Origin of the sequence: Oceanobacillus neutriphilus, assembly GCF_014645515.1 — a bacterium.
GTDB classification, from domain to species: domain Bacteria; phylum Bacillota; class Bacilli; order Bacillales; family Amphibacillaceae; genus Oceanobacillus; species Oceanobacillus neutriphilus.
The window spans coordinates 68,154-86,212 of the sequence record NZ_BMLW01000013.1 but is presented as its reverse complement, the minus strand read 5'-3'; the positions used below and the strand labels follow the sequence as shown (position 1 = coordinate 86,212).

Sequence of the window (18,059 nt, the reverse complement as noted above, 5' to 3'; positions counted from 1 at the left end):
ACTAAAATAAAAAAATAGTTTTACATTATTCATCAAAATATGATATAATAAATTGGTTTTACATTCGATATGTTAGAGGAGCGTACTATTTATGCAATTAAGAAATGATATTCGTAATATCGCAATTATTGCACACGTTGACCACGGGAAAACAACATTAGTGGATCAGCTATTAAAATATTCTGGGACTTTTCGGGAAAATGAGCACGTAGATGAGCGTGCAATGGACTCTGGAGATATAGAACGTGAGCGCGGGATTACAATCCTGGCTAAAAATACAGCTGTAAAATATGGAGATTCGACAATTAATATCCTTGATACACCGGGTCACGCTGACTTTGGCGGCGAGGTTGAGCGGATTATGAAAATGGTTGACGGTGTTGCCTTAGTCGTTGATGCTTATGAAGGAACTATGCCGCAGACACGTTTCGTATTGAAAAAAGCTTTAGAACAAAAATTAACACCAATTGTGGTATTAAATAAAGTAGACCGTCCCAATGCCAGACCGGCAGAGGTGATTGACGAAGTATTAGATTTATTTATTGAATTAGGGGCAGACGATAACCAATTAGAATTTCCGGTTGTTTATGCTTCTGCATTAAATGGAACATCCGGTTTAGAGCCTGACGATCAGCAGGAAACGATGGATCCAGTGTTTAAAACGATTATGGATCATATCCCGGCGCCAGTTGACACAAGAGAGGAACCATTACAATTTCAAGTAACTTTACTTGATTATAATGATTATGTTGGACGTATCGGCGTTGGCCGGGTTGTCCGTGGAACTATTAAAGTAGGACAGCAGGTTGTTGTTTTAAAAGAAGACGGATCACAGAAATCCTTCCGTGTTTCCAAGCTATTTGGTTTTATCGGATTAAAACGGATTGAAATTCAAGAAGCGGTAGCAGGAGATATTGTTGCCCTTTCCGGTATGGAAGATTTAAATGTTGGTGAAACAGTATGCCCAGTGGAGCATCCGGATCCGCTTCCTTGGCTGCGGATTGATGAGCCGACACTGCAAATGACATTTGTAGTGAATAACAGCCCATTCGCAGGAAAAGAAGGGAAATATATTACTTCCCGCAGAATTGAAGAGCGTTTGTTAAAACAATTGGAAACCGATGTAAGCTTACGTGTTGATCCAACAAGCTCACCAGATGCGTGGACGGTATCAGGACGCGGAGAATTGCATTTATCGATTCTTATTGAAAACATGCGCCGTGAAGGCTACGAGCTTCAATTGTCTAAACCGGAAGTAATTATTAAAGAGGTTAACGGTGTTAAATGCGAACCAATGGAACGTGTGCAAGTGGATGTTCCGGAAGAGTATACTGGATCTGTTATGGAGTCTCTGGGAGAGCGTAAAGGCGAAATGCTTGATATGGTCAACCAGGGTAATGGACAAGTTCGTATCGAATTCAAAGTGCCGTCCCGCGGACTTTTAGGATATACAACAGAATTTATGTCACAGACACGCGGTTATGGGATCATTAACCATACGTTTGAAGCATTTGAGCCTGTTATTAAAGGACAGGTCGGCGGACGTCGTGAGGGCGTGCTTGTAGCACTTGAAAATGGAAGAGCTTCTACTTATGGAATTATGAACTTAGAAGACCGCGGGGTTATCTTTATCACTCCTGGTACAGAGGTTTATGCCGGAATGATTGTTGGAGAGCATAATCGTGAAAATGACTTAACCGTTAATATCACAAAAGAAAAGCACCTAACCAACGTTCGTTCAGCAACGAAGGACCAGACAGCAACAATACGTAAAACGAAAGACATGTCTCTGGAAGAAGCATTACAATATTTAAGTGATGATGAGTATTGTGAAGTTACACCGGAATCTATCCGTCTTCGCAAAAAAATCTTAAATAAAAATGAACGTGAAAAAGCAGCGAAGAAAAAATAATAAAAAAAGCCGGGCAGATCTTATGATAAAGATTTGTCCGGCTTTTTTTATTAGGATTAATCTTGTTACACTTATATTAAAGCACTCGTAACTATCACACCTGCATCGTCCATTCGCTTAAAAAGCCCGGAATCTGTATAAATTTGTCTCTTTCTGCATAAGCTCCATTAAAAATTAAGACTTAAAATAACGCAATAGGCCTGCTATAGATAAAATGACCATTAAAACAGCACCTGCAGCCCCTAAAATAAGAAAGGTTAAAAAGTGCATAAGCTCCTTACTCCTCTCCAGTTATATGACATTTGTAATCATATTAACATGAATGAATAAAAGATTATATAATCTGAATTTAAGGATTACTTTGTTTGTTAATGATTTTATATTGAATCATAAGAGGCAAGTAGAAGAACGAGTTAAAGATGTAATGGCTGCTCGTGGAAATGATAATAACCTAACTATTAATATCATGAAAGATTCTCTTAACAGATTCAAAATTATTTTAATCTTTATACCGTTAAATCCTATTAATACTTGTATAAAAATGTAAGCTCAATATATTTTGACAACAAAACAGTCCTGTTATATACTATTGTCAAAATAAATTGACAGGTCAAAAAAAGGAGACAGGTTAAAAAAATGAAACAGAAACCATTTTTTATTTTAACAACACATGAACAATTGAAAGCCCTTTCTGATCCTTTACGTACACAAATACTGACTCTATTGGTGGAAAAATCTTATACTGGACAACAACTTTCACAATTTCTTGATCTCTCGCGCTCAAAGGTCCACTATCATCTTGGCGAATTAGAAAAAAATGGACTGATTCAAGTCGTCAAGACAGAGGTGAAAAGCGGGATTACCCAGAAATTTTTTAAGGCAGTTGCCCTGAGTTTTTTTCCTGGCGAACAGCTGCTGCCTCATCTATCTGAAGTTGGGGAGAACCACAGACAAACGACTTTAGCAGTTTTAGATCGTGCGCGGAGCAGGATACTGGCAGCTCCCGAAACAGCATTTCAAATGGAGTCCCCAGATCCTGAAGAATGGGCAAGAATTACGATGCAAATGGAGGTTCAAACAACAAGAGAAAAATTCATATCATGGCTGGCGGAATACAGAGACCTTATCAAGAGGTTTGATGATTTAGAAGACAAAGCTGGAGAGTGGTATTATCTTACAACAATTGGTTTTGAAATTGATGAACCATTGTTTACAGATAATACGTATAAAAATCCAAACAAGTAGGAGAAAACAAATGGAAGAATTGCCGTTAAAACAGGAGAGTGCGGAAGCAGGACGGGAAAAATCACTTTTTAAAAACAGATCATTTTTATTTTTGTGGATTGCAGGTCTATTTTCCGGTTTAAGTATATCCATCATTATGTTTGCCCAAGCATGGTATGTCGTTCAGATTTTGAACATGGAAGCTTCTCTTGGTTTAGTCTATATTGCAATGGCCATTGCAAGACTGATTTTTATGGCTGTGGGCGGAGTATTGGCTGATCGCATGAGCCGTTCTTTAATTATGTTTCTGTCTGATTTTTCAAGGGCACTGCTTCTAATCGGGTTAGTAGCTGTCTTATTGACAGGCCAAGTTTCTCTATGGCCATTTATAAGTTTCGCCTTTATTTTTGGCGTATTGGATGCTTTCTTTTGGCCTTCCGGAAACTCATTGATCCCAAGTATTGTTTCCGAAAGCCAGCTAACCAGAGCTAATTCCATTATACAAATGACGTATCAGCTAACCACGATTGTTGGACCACTGATTGCCGGGTTCGTTATTGCCTGGTGGGATTTTTCCTTCGTATTTGGAATGACCGCCGGGCTGCTGTTTACTGGAGGAATTTTGATTTATTTTGTAAAAGCGAAACCCGTTAATTCAGAGCATTCCGATTTAGATAAAGGGATGTTCGAATCAATTAAGGAAGGATTTGACTATGTAAGCCAGTCTTCAGTGCTATTAGCTTTTATTTTAAAAACTCTATTTTTAAATTTATTTTTCACAGGCCCTTTTATAGTTGGAGTTCCAATCTTTGTTAAAAACATCTTAAAGGGGGACACACTCGATTACAGTTATTTAGAAGGGTCGCTGGCTATTGGTATGGTTAGTGGTTCCTTCCTAATTGCAATGATGAATCTTCGAGTGAAGAGAGGGCCTGTAAGTCTTGCGTCACAAGGCTTGATGGCTTTATGTCTACTTTGTCTCAGCCAAACCATTTTTTTGTGGCAAAGTCTTATTTCTGGTTTTTTGCTGGGTATATTTATGATGATTTCAAATATCTCTGCAGTATCCGCAATACAAAATGTCGCACAAAAGGACAAGATCGGAAGGGTTATGAGTTTACAAACGATGGCATCCATTGGACTGACACCCATTTCTTATGGGATAACGTCTCTTGCACTTTCTTTTGGATTAAGTATTGATTGGATTATGTTGACAGGTGCAATTTGTCTTATAGCGTGTACTGCCCTGCTCTATTGGAGAGTGCCGGCGATACGAAAAATAGATTAATCTTTTTCATCAGGAAATACTTTCCTTATTTTTAGTATATATCCCTTTCGTCATATTTCTAAAAAACTGTAAAAAGATCATTATTAAAATATAGCCGATTTTTTATATGAATGAAAAATATAATCGGCTATTTAATGAGAATAAGTATACTTATATAAATACTTAGGCAGATATTTTAATCGTGTTACATAACAATTAAGAAAACAGGAACAAGAAAAGAAACAATCACTGCACTTATCGTCATCGATAAAACACTGATAGCACCCTCTATTTTACTGTTTTCCAACGCTTTTGCCGTTCCAATAGCATGGGAAGCTGTGCCAAAGCTAAGACCTTTGGCAATCGGATGCTGGATCCGGCATATTTTTAAAATAACAGGTCCAAACATTGCACCGCTGACACCTGCTATCATGACGAAGACAGCAGCCAATGAAACATTTCCTCCTGCTGTATCTGTAATACTGATGGCGATTGGTGCAGTTACGGATTTGGCTGCGACAGATTGAATCAGCCAGCCTTCAAATCCCAATAGTTTTGCTCCTGCTATCCCTGTAAAAACTCCTGTCAGGGAACCAGCGAATATCCCAATACTTATCGCACCTGCATATTTTTTAATTAAATGTATCTCCCTGTACAAAGGAACAGCCAGAGAAACAACAATTGGGCCAAGAAAAATATCAATCCACTGTCCGCCAATCATAAACGTTTCATAAGGAATTCCTGTTAAAATTAAAAAGATGACAATAGTAGCTGTTGACAGAAAAATCGGCATTGTAAACGGGCTGGGCTTCACACTGTACATCTTCTTTGAAAATTGATAAAGGATAAACGCTCCTGCAATAGTAACTATCCCGATAAAGAAGCTACTCATAGGATTTCACCTCTTTTTTTAATAAGAAATTCGTTAATGTGCCACTGACGCCGATAACAAAGAAGGTACTTATGACAACTAACAGAATGGTAAGGCTGCCCTTTCCATAAAAAAAGCTTAAATATTGAACAACGCCAACCGTAACCGGAATAAAGAAAAAAGGAATATCTTTTAAAAGAAAATCAACCCCAGATTGAATCCATGTTAAAGGAAGGACTTTTAAAATCAGCAGACTAAAAAGCAGCAGCATGCCAATAAGACTGCCGGGAATACTGAGAGAGAAGTATCCTTGAATAAACTGTCCAATAAAATTAAAAAGAAATAATACACTGATTTGCAGAATCATGATGAAATACTTCACAATAAACCTCCGTTGTTATTTATTACATTTTCAGAACGTGCCGGACAAAATAGTTTTAAAAAGAAACGATACTATTCATTTTATTAGAAAACCGGGCATTGTTAAAGAACTTCTTGGAAATATATTTTGCTTTCTTAGAATCCTTTATCCTCTGGAGTCCAGGCCGCTGACTGGATAATGTATTTGTCCCACTTTCATTGACTAAAAATGGTTTGACTTGGCGTTTTTTTTAGAGAAAATCAATTATTTCACTGGATAAAAAAACAGCCCGGCACTTCTAAAACAATAGATTGCCGAGCTGTTCTAATTCATTTTTAAGGATTAATCAACCATATTACTTTTCTTAGTTTTTACATATGCTTTATGAACCCGCGGCGCAATCCATGGCCGGAATGTATATCCTAATAGAATAAAGATAGCCGGGAAGATGGCGAGTATCAGGAATCTGTTAAATACAACAGACCATACAATTCCTCCAGTTGCTTCCCTGAGAATGTCGATAGCATATGTGAAAGGAAGGAATGGGTGAATTGCCTGGAAAAATTCCGGTGCTACCTGAATCGGGAACATTCCTCCGCCGCCTGACAATTGCAGGATCATAAAGATAATCGCAATCGCCTTCCCAACGTTTCCAAATAAGGAAACCATCGTATAGACAATAATCATAAATGCCAGCGCAATCAGGACACTAAAGAGTGTAAAGTAGGCCGGATGTGCCATATAAGCATCCAGTATAAATATATTACCTAGTGAAACAATCACTGCCTGTAAAACAGCTACTATTAAGAATAGAGCCATCCTGCCGAGATAAATATCTCTTAAGCTGAATTCTTCTCTATTTTTATCTTTTAGTTCTGTTGTAACCAGGTTACAAAGCAATAATGCACCAACCCAGAGTGCCAGTACGGTATAAAACGGTGTATTGGCAGAACCGTAGTTTGGAATAGGGAAGAGTTTTTCTTCATCCAGCTGTACCGGACGTGAGAAATACTCTGTTTCATCACTTAAGTCATTTTGCAGTGCCGAAATCAATTCTTCAATAATTTGATCATCTTCCATCTGCTTTATCCGGTCATAGGCATTTTGGATATCTTCTTTATACCCCGGCCAATCATTGCGGATGAAATCTGCCATTTCAGCAATTGCTTCCTGCGCCTCTGGTAAATTATCCTGAACAAGCGAATTTAAATTCTTATATTGTTCAATTAAATCATCCATATCATTGGTAACAAATCCACCCAGATTATTTACTTCATCCTCTAAATGCGGCATATCATTTTGGAAAAATGAACTTGCCATATCCACACCATTTTTAAAGTCAGGGAAGTATTGATTTACGGTATCAGATACATCACTGAACTGTTGTTCATAGTATGGTAAATTTTCATTTAAAAGGTTTAAATAGTACTGTGAATCATTAATTATGGTTGAAGCCTGTGATAAATAATCGGAAGCTAAAGCTGTATAATCCAGCGCAGCGTCTAATTTTGAATCTGCATCATTTAATTTATTTTCCAACGTAGTGAACGCATTGTTCATAAAAGGATTCAATGTGTCTTCATTAAAGGATTGCAATGATTCTAAATTAGTTATCGCATTGTCTTTCACATCTTCTAATTGACTCAGGTCAAAATCGTTGTTATTCAGAAAATCAACTAATTCATTTAAATTAGAGCCATTGTTTTCCAGTGTATCTTTGATTTTTTCCAAGTCCTCTTTATTTTCAGGAGCCTCAAGTAATGCAAGTGAGTCCTGTGTGCTTGTAACGGAAGATTGAAGCCCTTCAATACTTTCTTGAACAGCTTTAATCTGTTCATTTGCATATTCCTCGGTTTCCGGATTTTCCTGCATGGCAATTAATGTAGGCAATGCCCGGATATTACTTATTGCCAGGTCGATATTTTGATCTAATACGGTTGAAATTTCATCAAAGGCTTTAACGGTATCTTCATGAAGATCATTGATTACATTATCAATTTCCTTATCACGCTGCTGTGTATCCTCAGCAGTATCTTCCGTCTCTTCATCACCCTGCTGCGTCTCTTCTTCAGAATTGTCATTGCCTTCTTCACTGTTTGTTGTGTCTGGAACAAACTCAGCACTTGCTAAATCTTCTTTGGTATTATTGAATGAGCTCTGATAATTGGTTATTGCCTCATTTAAAGTATTTATATCTTCCTCTGTTAAATTATCCTCTTCTAATTTTGTAAGCATGTCGTCCAGACCGGCAGAAAGTTCGCTTCCCTGATCCCTTGCAGCATCTGCAGAGCTGCTTAATTTTTCAATAGATTCATTTGGCTCTATAGAATTAGAATCACGAAGCTCCTCTAGAATATTCTCAATTGTATTTTGAGAATCACCAACGGAATCCTTTACGTTATTTACAAAATCAGGGGTAACGGATTCTTCTGTATCAAAATCAAAAGAAGGAAGACCATTGATTATCTCCTCAGCATCATTTATTTGACTGTTAATAAGCTCTGCAACATCATCTTTTGCCTGCTCTGCTTCATCTAATGTATCCTGAGCCTGATCCACCTGATCCTGATATTCGTGAATCTGATTATTAATTTCTGGAATACGGGCTTGCACGTTCGATAGCGTATCACCGGCAGTAATACTTGCTGCATAGGCATCCTGCAGTCCCTGATTAATTTCAGGGAAGTATTGCTGAATCGAGCTGATCCGGGTTAACGCATTTTCAATATCAGGCATTGCCTGATTTAATTCAACAACAGCACCTCCCAGTCGATTTATATCATCCAGGTGGGATTGCGCAGTCAGAATCTGATCTCCGCCTTCTCTAATGTTTGATTCATACTCCCCGAGGCTCTCCAGTTTATCGGCATAGCCCTGAATATTATCATGGTCATCATCTAACTCGACTATAAGATCGCCTGCTTTATCTATATCTCCAATATGGTCATGCAGATTATAAACAGCGTTTTTAATTTTTTGCAGCGTCGGCAGATTTTGTTCAAGTTCAATTCCTGCATTATTAAATTCTTCCAGTAATGTTTTTGCTGTTGTCTGAACAAATTCATCATTAATAGTTTCAGTAATTTGTGTTGCTCCGGCACTTGTCATTTTAGGAGCGATGGCATTAATTTTTTCATTTACCTTATATTGGACAATCGCACTCCTTGGTTCGTCGTTAAGTATACTGACTACATCCTCAGAGAAGCTTTCCGGGATATGAATCGTTGCAAAGTAGTCCCCTTTATAAACCTTTTCATCTGCTTCTTCAATGGAATCACCGAATTGCCAGCCTAAGGAATCGTTCTCTTTTAAGTTTTCTACCAGCTCGTCTCCCATATTTATAGATCGGCCTTCTACTTCCGTGCCGGCATCGTCACTGACGACGCCGATTTTGATTCCTTGTGTATTGGAGTAAGGATCCCAGGATGCTTTTATATTAAACCAGGCATAAAAAGAAGGAAGGATCGCTAATCCGATAATCAAAATAAGAACTGAAGGAACACGAATAATATTTTTCATATCCTGTTTTGTAATTTTAAAAGCTTTTTTCAAAAAAATTCTCCTCTTTTCTCAAACAAAAATATAGCAACGCACTTAATAGACCGAGTAATCGCAGGTCTCAACGCACTTAATAGACCGAGTAATCGCAGGTCTCATTATTTAATGGTTACTTAAGAAACAGCTGCGTACAGTTTAGAGTGTCTCCAAACTGCCGCTATTTATTTTTTATGTTCAACTTTTCCTAAAAGTATGGTATCATAAATATAAATGAATGACAATCAGTCAGTTTTAATTTTTTTTAAAAGGTGGCGTCGAAATGGCTAAAACGGCGAATAAAAAAGAACTTATTTTGAAAAGTGCTTATCATATTTTTAAGGAAAAAGGCCTGGAGGATACTCGTGTATCTCAGATTGTAAAGAATGCAGGAATTGCTCAGGGTACTTTCTATTTATACTATAATAGTAAAATGGATGTCCTCCCGGATCTAGCCCAGCAAATCATTTCCAATTATACACAATACCTTACAGAGCATGGAGATGTAAAGGCAGGGCTGGATACTAATTTACGATTGGCGATAGACCGTATCTTTGAAGTGAATCAGGAGGATAAAACGATTCCTTCTATTGTTTATGCAGGTATTACAAGAAGCGGGGATGTAGACAAGTGGAAGGTTATTTATCGTCCTTTATATGATCTTATTGCTGACTATCTTGAGGCTGCAAAAGGAAATGGAGAAATACGGGAAGACATCGATTCCAGCTATTACAGTGAATTTGTCATATCGCTAATCGAATCCACGGCAAGAGGCTTAATCTTATTTCAGCATTCTTCCGAGGAAGTGGAAAAATATAAAGATGAATTGTCATCCTTTATATTAAATGCTGTTGCCTGGGCGCCGGTGAAAATAGTTTGATAAAAGTAAAGAGGCTGGGACAAAATCTAATAAAAACAGAAATAGTGACTTTCCAGTAGAAAGTCACTATTTCTGTTGAAAGAAGAGTCTGAAGTAATTTTTTTAACTTGTTAAGGCAGGCGATGGATAAAAGTTAAATCCCAAATACTTTCTACTTTAGATAAATACTACAGAGTTTGTGCCTATATCATTTTGAAAATGTCTATTAACTGTTATCTAACTGCATGAGGTTTATATTCATCTACAAACAGCTAAATCATCATTTTGTTTAATTCGGTTAGAGTTATGTTACTAAATGCATTTCTTACGTCCTTTCATATTTTTTAAATATTATAAATTTTATGTTAAAATGAAAACAAAGAAGGAGGGAGCATCTTGCGCAAACTTTTTTTGTATTTTTCATGATATTGATGATATTTTTAACAAGCTGTACAAGACCATCTCCGACATCGTCTGAAGGAGACTTCTGGGAAATAACTTATGTACATGAACATGAGAAACAGTTAACCATTTCTTATATAGGAAACGACACACCCCCCGAAGAAATTACTTTTGAAATCGTGTATGGCTCTAACACAACAAATGGAAAAATGGAACTGATTGATAATACATTAAATTTGGATTATGAAATAGATGACAATATAGATGATGATATTAATATTATTATTGAATGGGATAGAAACACAGAATCATTTACACTGGATAAAGAAGAAATAACAAATTAGTTGTAATTTTTTTCAAACCTACCCTCATTTTTCTATACGAAGAAAACTTGAAGTGGAAAATGAACGAAGCTCTGCCCTCATGGCAGTAAAATTGAGAGGATGTACTGTTTTTAGCAGTCTTTTATGTATCTGCCTATAAATGATTTAAAAAGAAGGAAGTTCACACTGGAGTGATGTGAACTTCCTTCTTTTTTATTTTTTGCTAGTGATGTCCCAGCCTTTTTTTAATAATCACTGGAATATATAGTGATTAAATGATCAGCTTAATAAGACTTCTTTCTCCGCTTCCAATTGAAGCATCTCATTATTTTTCTTATTTAAATCGGCAAATACGTCAGGATGCTCTGATAAAGAAATACCATAGGAAGGGATCATTTCTTTAATTTTAGGCTCCCACTTTTTAAAGTGATGCGGGAAGCAGCGCTGCAGGACATCAAGCATTACATCAACAGAAACAGATGCTCCTGGTGAGGCTCCTAGTAAAGCAGCGATGGAACCGTCTTCTGCAGTAATTACTTCTGTACCGAATTGAAGCGTTCCTTTTCCGCTTGTTTCTGTATCTTTAATAACCTGTACACGCTGGCCGGCTACAATAATATCCCATTCTCCCTGTTTTGCATTAGGGATGAACTCTCGTAAATCCTCCATACGTTTTTCATCAGAAAGGAGTACCTGCTGAATAAGATATTTTGTAAGTGCCATCTCTTTTGCTCCGGCTGCGAGCATCGTTGTTACATTGTTAGGCTTAATTGATCCAAACAGATCGAAGTTTGAACCTGTTTTTAAAAACTTAGGAGAAAAGCCTGCAAAAGGTCCAAATAATAAGGATCGTTTGCCATTGATAAACCGTGTATCTAAATGCGGCACGGACATTGGCGGAGCTCCTACTTTCGCTTTGCCATAAACCTTAGCGTGATGCTGCTCTGCAACCTCCGGATTATTACAAACCATAAATAATCCGCTCACCGGGAAGCCGCCGATATGCTTTGATTCCGGAATATTTGTTTTCTGTAATAATGGAAGGCTGCCGCCGCCTGCTCCAATAAATACAAATTTAGCTTTGTGATAAGAAACTTTTCCATTGAAAAGATTTTTAACCTTTACTTTCCACAAATTATCCTTCGTGCGCCCAATGGATTCTACCTCATGTTTAAAGTAAAGACGCGTTCCCTGTTCTTCTAATTGATTAAACAGCTTACGTGTCAGGCTTCCGAAATTAATATCTGTTCCTGAGTCAATTTTGGAAGCAGCGATAGGTTCACTTTTATTGCGGCCCTCCATCATAAGAGGAATCCACTCTTTTAAAGTTTCTTCGTTATCTGATATTTCCATACCTTTAAATAATGGATTTTCAACAAGAGCTTCTACACGTTTTTTTAGAAATTCCACATTTTTTTTACCTTCTACAAAGCTTAAATGCGGTACGTTTTGAATAAAATCACTCGGATTATCCAGTACACCCTGCTTAACAAGATAAGACCAGTATTGCTTTGATAATTGGAACTGTTCATTTATTTTTACTGCTTTTGTAATATCGAGTGAACCGTCTGCCTGTTCAGGGGTATAGTTCATCTCACAAAGAGCGGAGTGACCCGTTCCGGCATTATTCCAGGCATCAGAACTTTCCTGTGCTGTCTGTCCAAGCTTTTCAAAAACATTAATCTGCCATTCAGGCTGCAGTGTCTTTAATAAGGAACCAATCGTGGCACTCATGATTCCACCGCCGATTAAAATGACATCTGTTTGATTCGTATCTTTCCTCATCATTGTCACAAACCTTCCTAATCTAAAATTCTTCTATGTATACTCTTACAAAATAGAATTCTCTAAAAATAATAATTTAATTGTTATTAAATAAATATTTACCCACATTAATTCATTATACTCCTTTTTGATAAAAGAAAAAAGATGTTTGAAGGAATCGAATGGTTATAAGTATAGGCGAAGGGTTAAAAACGGCTGTCTCTGCACGTGTATATTGCGTTCATTCAAAAAGCACCGGACCTGTTTCATCTACCTTGCATCAGATCCGGCGTTATGTAAGTGATTTTCTACGATTTTTTCCGGGAAAGAGGAAGTGTACAGCATCTGAAGGATCCTCCAGATTTGATAATTTCAGAGAAAGGAACTTCTATGATATGGTAACCAAGCTCCTTTAACTTATCATTAACCCGTTTATTTTCAGGAAGGCTGATCACTTTTTTGTCACCGATAGACAGAATGTTTGGTGCCATGCTGAATTGTTCCTCTTTCGTTACTTCAACTAATGTATATTGTTCTGATAATATCTGATAGGCATTCTCGCTCAATCCATCCGGATAAATTAGCGCGTGTTTATCCTCCAGAATATTAAAAACACAATCCAAATGAAGAATATCTGTCTGTAATGAGACAGTTGTAATTTGTAAATGAGGAAATTGTTCACGAAGATAGTCAACGGCTTCTTGCTTTGTACGTTGACTTAAACCGACCCAGATATGATCGTTATCAATAATTACATCTCCGCCTTCTATACTTGTGTTTATAAAAGAAGTATAGTCTAAATGCTCTTCATGAAGCCAATTTTTAAGAAGCTTTGTTTCTTCTTTACGAATATCCCGCTCCATATTAGCTGCGAATAATCTATCATGAAGTGTAAAACCAATATCCCTTGTAAAGACTTGCTCGTTTAAGTCAGGCTTTGTCGGAAGGGAAATCACTTCTGTCCCGTGATTCTCCAATGTTTCTACAAAAAATTGATGCTGCTCCGTTGCCTTTTTAATATTAATATTTTCTTTTGCATAATAGGATTGTGTTTCATTAATAACTGTTGTTATTTTCATATAATCTGGTGGAGCAACAATTACTTGCTGTAATGGGTCATATTCATTTTGACAGTGAATCGTATATTTTTCTTTCATATCTTCTATCATGTGTACTTTGAACCCCCAATTCTGCTTTAGGAAACTCTCTCCAATAAATTCATTATATTTATTATTTCAACATGATGCAACGCATTTCATGGGGTGAGTAATCGCAACCCCAACGATCTTCATGGGGCGAGTAATCGCAGGCCCCAGCGCTCTGATAAGCAGGTAACCAGCCTCTGCTTTCTGAAATGACTCCATGAAATAAAGCTTCACTTTATTATTACGCATTTCTTAAAATAAATCCATTTATCTTACAGTATGATGAAAATGCTGCATGTGCAGATAAGCAGAGAGATAGCATACTCAGATGGTAAAAATTTATAAAATTTTACTTATACGAAATTGAATGTACTTGAGATAGAGAAATGGGTTAACAGCTTGGAGGAAATGGAATAAACAGGAGGACATGGAAAAATCTCCTCGCCGGCGAAATGAATAGCGGGGAGATTTTCATATTTCCTTCTTTTTCTTTTTAGAGGCTTTTTCGTTTGGGATATACTTCGAATAGTGTACTGCAAAAATAAGGCAAACCAATGCAAGTCCCCACGCAAGAATACCGCTCCAATAGATTTGTAATTTAGCCCCAATGTAGATAATAAGGATACTTACTGCAAATAGAATTACTGTCAAATAGCGTTTCATGCTTCTGCCCCCTAAAAAATCGAACACAGTAATACATATGATAATATATGATGATTATTTCATATTATTTCTTTTCAAGTTTTAATATATACAAATATTATAAAGGATTTGTCAACTATCGTCATGAAAGAAGTATTTTAATACCTAAATGTTTCACCATTTCTTCAAAATATGATTGAACCATTGGAAAATTAATCAATAATAAAACTTTTCTAAAGTGTATTTTTCTAATTACTTTTGATAAAATGATTTGGTAGTAACGAAAGATGAAGGAGAAAAAGAATATATGGAGTGGAAAAATTTTTATCGTGGTTTTATTATGGGATCGATTGAAGTTGTTCCTGGCATAAGCGGCGGAACAATTGCTGTGCTATTAGGAATTTATGAACAGTTAATCGAAGCTATAGGCGGCTTTTTTAGCAAAGATTGGAAAAAGCATCTTGTCTTTTTAGCGCCTTTAGGGATAGGTATGGTTATAGCAATATTTTCATTTGCTAAAATAATTGGCTGGCTTTTTGAAAATTATCCGATTCAGACACAATTTTTCTTTTTAGGCTTAGTAATTGGTGTAATTCCTTATCTATATCAAAAAGCGGAAGGAAAAACCAAATTCCAAACAAAGCATTACCTTCTGCTAATCATCGGGATTATCATTGTAAGTGCTTTGGGAATTTTAAACCCGAGTGAAGGACAGGTTATTCAGGATATTGATACAAGCACATATATTTTATTATTTGTCGCTGGTTTTATTGGCAGCAGTGTAATGATTATCCCTGGTATCAGTGGATCGATGATGATGTTACTCTTAGGCGTCTATCCAACCATTATTGCAGCAATTAATCACCTTCAATTCTCAATTATTATTGTAACAGGGCTGGGCATCGCTCTTGGCTTTATTATTATGAGTAAAGTTATTGCATACTTTTTAAGAAATTATTTCACAATGACTTATGCAATTATTATCGGATTTGTTATCGGTGCGATAACTGTTGTATTTCCGGGCATTCCGACAGGTGCAGGAAATATTATCGTATCCGTAATTTTATTTATAGGCGGATTGATTGCAGCGCTGGCATTGGGAAGACTAGAATATAAGTAAAATAACGATTGGAGAGATAGCGATGCAGGCAATTAATACAGAAGCAGAATTTCAAGAAATTATTCAAAGTGAGAAACCAGTAATTATTAAGTTCTTTGCAGATTGGTGTCCGGATTGCAAGCGGATGGATATGTTTATTGGAGAGGTAATGGAAGAATTTGAGAACTATGATTGGTACGAAGTAAACAGTGATGAAGTGTCTGGGTTAGCTGAAAAATACGAAGTGATGGGCATTCCAAGTATTCTTCTATTTCAAAACGGTGAGAAAATAGCACATCAGCATAGTGCGTATACTAAATCACCAGATTCTGTTATAGAATTTTTAAAACAACAATTAGGCTAAGTCATTGCTGACATAGTTTTAGTCCATACATTGAAATAAACTGTCTCCAAAAGATATTGAACGAATATGCAGTTCTGCTTTATTATGAAGTAGAAATATTTACAAAGGTAATTGTTCAAGCAGCTGTTGGAGACAGTTTTTTTGTACAATCATTTATTATCTTGAAGAAAAGGAGGTGCGGCCAATGTCCGAAAGAATATTGATTGTAGAGGATGAGCAAAAAATCAGCCGCGTCTTGCAATTGGAATTAGATTATGAAGGCTATGAAACAACAGTTGCATCAAATGGCAGACAAGCTCTGGAATATATAGAAAAAGAGGTTTGGGGACTTGTTTTATTAGATATTATGATACCTGAATTAAGCGGTTTAGAAGTGTTGAGAAGAGTCCGGAGGCAGGGGGATGAGACACCGGTTATTTTATTAACTGCCCGCGACGAGGTATATGATAAAGTGAATGGTCTTGATCTTGGAGCGAATGATTATATTACTAAGCCGTTTCAAATTGAAGAATTATTGGCCCGAATTCGTGCTAATTTACGAAAAACTGTCCAGGCCGGGTCCGGCAAGGAGGAAACATTGCAGGCAGGAGATTTACTGGTAGATACGGCAGCTCATGAAGTAACCCGTTCAGGAGACCTTATTGATTTAACGCCAAGAGAATATGATTTATTAGTATGTTTATTGGAAAATAAAAACAGAGTACTTACACGAGATCAATTAATTGAAAAAGTCTGGGGCTTTGACTACGTTGGCGAAACGAATGTGGTGGATGTATATATCCGTTATCTGCGCCAGAAAATAGATACAGGATATGATAAGGCGTTCATTCAAACAATTCGTGGGGTAGGTTACTCCATTAAGGAAGGAAGCCAATGACATTACGAAAAAAAATCATTTTATTTTCTTCTGTTTTTATGTTTTTAGTGATAGTTATTTCACATACAGCGATTTATTTTCTGTTTTACCAGTCAGCTTCAAATGGAGAGGTTGATCAGCTGAGTGTGCAGACAGATGCACTTGTTTCTGCAGTTGCTGCCAGTAATTCTACTTCAGCAGAAACAATGCGCGATTTGTTAACCGCATATCTGCCGGCAAACGGAATCATCCGGATTATTGATGAGGAAGATAATGATGTTGTTCGTTCTCAAACAAAATCAAAGCAGTATATGGAATTAGAAGCAAACTATACAACATCGGAAACGAGCCGTATTGTTCAGGATGAGACAGGGAGCCATTATGCTATTATCGAAAAACCAATCATCTGGGAAAACGGAGAGATTGTTACTGTTTATGTAGCTAATAAATTGGTCTACTTCGATGAGACAACTGGGACTTTAACTTATGTTCTTCTTTTCTCCAGCGCTGCGATATTAATTCCGACGATTATAGCGAGTATCGTACTCAGCCGCTTTCTATTAACACCTATTCAAAAGTTAAAGGATACGATGCAGCGGAATATCCATAATAAAAATTGGCAGAAGATCGATATGGAAAGACGTTATAAAGGCGAAAACTGGGAGAAGATTGATGTAGAAAAACGATCCATGGACGAGATTTATGAAATGGAAATTACATTTAATGAAATGATTGATTCATTAAAAGAAAACTTTGAGAAGCAGGAAGCCTTTGTATCTAATGCTTCCCATGAATTGAAAACACCTATTCAGATTATAAAAAGCTATGCACAGCTTATTGAACGTCAGGGAAAGAAACGGCCGGAATTACTGGAGGAATCTGTAGGAGCAATCGATTCAGAGGCTGATCGGATGCAAAAGCTAGTGGAGCAGCTGCTTTTATTAGCAAAGCATAAGAGCGAGAATAAGAAGCAGAAAATAAATATACGGGAGATCGTAGAACAAGTTGTCCAGACCATTCAAAATGCCTATCCTGCACGAAGTATCCAGCTTAATGCAGAGAATGGCAATTATGAAGCCTTTGGAAATATAGATCAATTAAAGCAAATCCCATATATATTAATTGAAAATGCTTTGAAATATAGTGAAGATGATGTTCTTGTATCGATGTATTCGGATGCAGGGAAGAGCTTTATCCAATTTAAGGACTTTGGAGAAGGAATTTCCGATGAAGAACAGGAGAAGATTTTCGACCGTTTTTATCGCGTTGACCGGGCGAGAAATCGAAAAACAGGCGGAACGGGTCTGGGATTGGCTATTGCTAAAGAGATTATCGAAGCACATGGCGGGAAAATTACCGTGGAAAGCAAAATCAGGAAAGGCTCAACGTTTATTTGGGAGCTGGGACAAAATTAAAAATAAAGGATTGCTGATCAT

General features: G+C 36.9%; 15 protein-coding genes. 9 read left to right on the top strand and 6 right to left on the bottom strand.

The genetic code is table 11. The features are described from left to right. Positions 1-91 precede the first annotated feature (91 nt). From typA to IEX29_RS20010, 3 genes are all read left to right on the top strand, one after another. Positions 92-1,912 carry a translational GTPase TypA gene (typA, locus tag IEX29_RS20020; protein ID WP_188736562.1) on the top strand — a complete coding sequence of 607 codons (1,821 nt, stop codon included), beginning with the start codon at positions 92-94 and terminating at the stop codon, positions 1,910-1,912. Positions 1,913-2,548: 636 nt separating this feature from the next. After that, positions 2,549-3,157 carry a transcriptional regulator gene (locus IEX29_RS20015; protein ID WP_188736561.1) on the top strand — a complete coding sequence of 203 codons (609 nt, stop codon included), beginning with the start codon at positions 2,549-2,551 and terminating at the stop codon, positions 3,155-3,157. A 10-nt stretch (positions 3,158-3,167) separates the two neighbouring features. Next, on the top strand, positions 3,168-4,424 hold the full coding sequence (locus IEX29_RS20010) for an MFS transporter (protein WP_229720311.1): 1,257 nt from the start codon (positions 3,168-3,170) through the stop codon (positions 4,422-4,424). A gap of 184 nt (positions 4,425-4,608) precedes the next feature. Here IEX29_RS20010 and IEX29_RS20005 read toward each other — a convergent pair whose 3' ends face one another. From IEX29_RS20005 to IEX29_RS19995, 3 genes are all read right to left on the bottom strand, one after another. Then, the gene (locus tag IEX29_RS20005) at positions 4,609-5,295 is read right to left on the bottom strand and encodes an LrgB family protein (protein ID WP_188736556.1); all 687 of its coding nucleotides are present in this window, start codon (positions 5,293-5,295) and stop codon (positions 4,609-4,611) included. Continuing rightward, a complete protein-coding gene (locus tag IEX29_RS20000; protein WP_188736555.1) occupies positions 5,288-5,656 on the bottom strand; it encodes a CidA/LrgA family holin-like protein in 369 nt (122 codons plus the stop codon). Before IEX29_RS20000 ends, IEX29_RS20005 begins: the two co-directional genes overlap by 8 nt. Positions 5,657-5,977: 321 nt before the next feature. After that, on the bottom strand, positions 5,978-9,187 hold the full coding sequence (locus IEX29_RS19995) for a YhgE/Pip domain-containing protein (RefSeq protein WP_188736551.1): 3,210 nt from the start codon (positions 9,185-9,187) through the stop codon (positions 5,978-5,980). Between the two features lie 265 nt (positions 9,188-9,452). Here IEX29_RS19995 and IEX29_RS19990 point away from each other — a divergent pair, with 265 nt between their 5' ends. Together IEX29_RS19990 and IEX29_RS19985 are read left to right on the top strand one after the other, a co-directional pair. Beyond that, positions 9,453-10,049: a TetR/AcrR family transcriptional regulator gene (locus IEX29_RS19990; RefSeq protein WP_188736550.1), complete on the top strand. Its 597-nt coding sequence runs from the start codon at positions 9,453-9,455 to the stop codon at positions 10,047-10,049. Between the two features lie 401 nt (positions 10,050-10,450). Beyond that, complete coding sequence (locus IEX29_RS19985) at positions 10,451-10,774, top strand: hypothetical protein (protein WP_229720310.1); 324 nt, start codon at positions 10,451-10,453, stop codon at positions 10,772-10,774. 258 nt (positions 10,775-11,032) lie between these two features. On the opposite strand, the gene mqo is transcribed toward IEX29_RS19985, so the two are convergent. The 3 genes from mqo to IEX29_RS19970 form a co-directional block, all read right to left on the bottom strand. Then, positions 11,033-12,538, bottom strand: coding sequence for a malate dehydrogenase (quinone) (mqo, locus tag IEX29_RS19980; RefSeq protein ID WP_188736785.1), 1,506 nt, complete (start codon positions 12,536-12,538; stop codon positions 11,033-11,035). A 287-nt stretch (positions 12,539-12,825) separates the two neighbouring features. Beyond that, the gene (locus tag IEX29_RS19975) at positions 12,826-13,686 is read right to left on the bottom strand and encodes a dimethylarginine dimethylaminohydrolase family protein (RefSeq protein ID WP_229720309.1); all 861 of its coding nucleotides are present in this window, start codon (positions 13,684-13,686) and stop codon (positions 12,826-12,828) included. Between the two features lie 447 nt (positions 13,687-14,133). Further along, positions 14,134-14,325 carry a hypothetical protein gene (locus IEX29_RS19970; protein WP_147211162.1) on the bottom strand — a complete coding sequence of 64 codons (192 nt, stop codon included), beginning with the start codon at positions 14,323-14,325 and terminating at the stop codon, positions 14,134-14,136. Positions 14,326-14,611: 286 nt separating this feature from the next. On the opposite strand from IEX29_RS19970, the gene IEX29_RS19965 reads away from it, so the two are divergent. From IEX29_RS19965 to IEX29_RS19950, 4 genes are all read left to right on the top strand, one after another. Beyond that, positions 14,612-15,424, top strand: coding sequence for a DUF368 domain-containing protein (locus IEX29_RS19965; protein WP_188736547.1), 813 nt, complete (start codon positions 14,612-14,614; stop codon positions 15,422-15,424). A gap of 22 nt (positions 15,425-15,446) precedes the next feature. Then, a complete protein-coding gene (locus IEX29_RS19960; protein ID WP_188736545.1) occupies positions 15,447-15,767 on the top strand; it encodes a thioredoxin family protein in 321 nt (106 codons plus the stop codon). A 184-nt stretch (positions 15,768-15,951) separates the two neighbouring features. After that, positions 15,952-16,644 carry a response regulator transcription factor gene (locus IEX29_RS19955; protein WP_188736543.1) on the top strand — a complete coding sequence of 231 codons (693 nt, stop codon included), beginning with the start codon at positions 15,952-15,954 and terminating at the stop codon, positions 16,642-16,644. Then, the gene (locus IEX29_RS19950; protein WP_188736541.1) at positions 16,641-18,038 is read left to right on the top strand and encodes a sensor histidine kinase; all 1,398 of its coding nucleotides are present in this window, start codon (positions 16,641-16,643) and stop codon (positions 18,036-18,038) included. The genes IEX29_RS19955 and IEX29_RS19950 overlap by 4 nt, the downstream gene beginning before the upstream one ends. The last annotated feature ends 21 nt before the right edge of the window (positions 18,039-18,059 follow it).

Coding starts and splice junctions, on each gene's coding strand:
- typA (WP_188736562.1), top strand. CDS start 92: ATGCAATTAAGAAATGATATTCGTAATATCGCAATTATTGCACACGTT.
- IEX29_RS20015 (WP_188736561.1), top strand. CDS start 2,549: ATGAAACAGAAACCATTTTTTATTTTAACAACACATGAACAATTGAAA.
- IEX29_RS20010 (WP_229720311.1), top strand. CDS start 3,168: ATGGAAGAATTGCCGTTAAAACAGGAGAGTGCGGAAGCAGGACGGGAA.
- IEX29_RS20005 (WP_188736556.1), bottom strand. CDS start 5,295: ATGAGTAGCTTCTTTATCGGGATAGTTACTATTGCAGGAGCGTTTATC.
- IEX29_RS19990 (WP_188736550.1), top strand. CDS start 9,453: ATGGCTAAAACGGCGAATAAAAAAGAACTTATTTTGAAAAGTGCTTAT.
- IEX29_RS19985 (WP_229720310.1), top strand. CDS start 10,451: ATGATATTGATGATATTTTTAACAAGCTGTACAAGACCATCTCCGACA.
- mqo (WP_188736785.1), bottom strand. CDS start 12,538: ATGAGGAAAGATACGAATCAAACAGATGTCATTTTAATCGGCGGTGGA.
- IEX29_RS19975 (WP_229720309.1), bottom strand. CDS start 13,686: ATGATAGAAGATATGAAAGAAAAATATACGATTCACTGTCAAAATGAA.
- IEX29_RS19970 (WP_147211162.1), bottom strand. CDS start 14,325: ATGAAACGCTATTTGACAGTAATTCTATTTGCAGTAAGTATCCTTATT.
- IEX29_RS19965 (WP_188736547.1), top strand. CDS start 14,612: ATGGAGTGGAAAAATTTTTATCGTGGTTTTATTATGGGATCGATTGAA.
- IEX29_RS19960 (WP_188736545.1), top strand. CDS start 15,447: ATGCAGGCAATTAATACAGAAGCAGAATTTCAAGAAATTATTCAAAGT.
- IEX29_RS19955 (WP_188736543.1), top strand. CDS start 15,952: ATGTCCGAAAGAATATTGATTGTAGAGGATGAGCAAAAAATCAGCCGC.
- IEX29_RS19950 (WP_188736541.1), top strand. CDS start 16,641: ATGACATTACGAAAAAAAATCATTTTATTTTCTTCTGTTTTTATGTTT.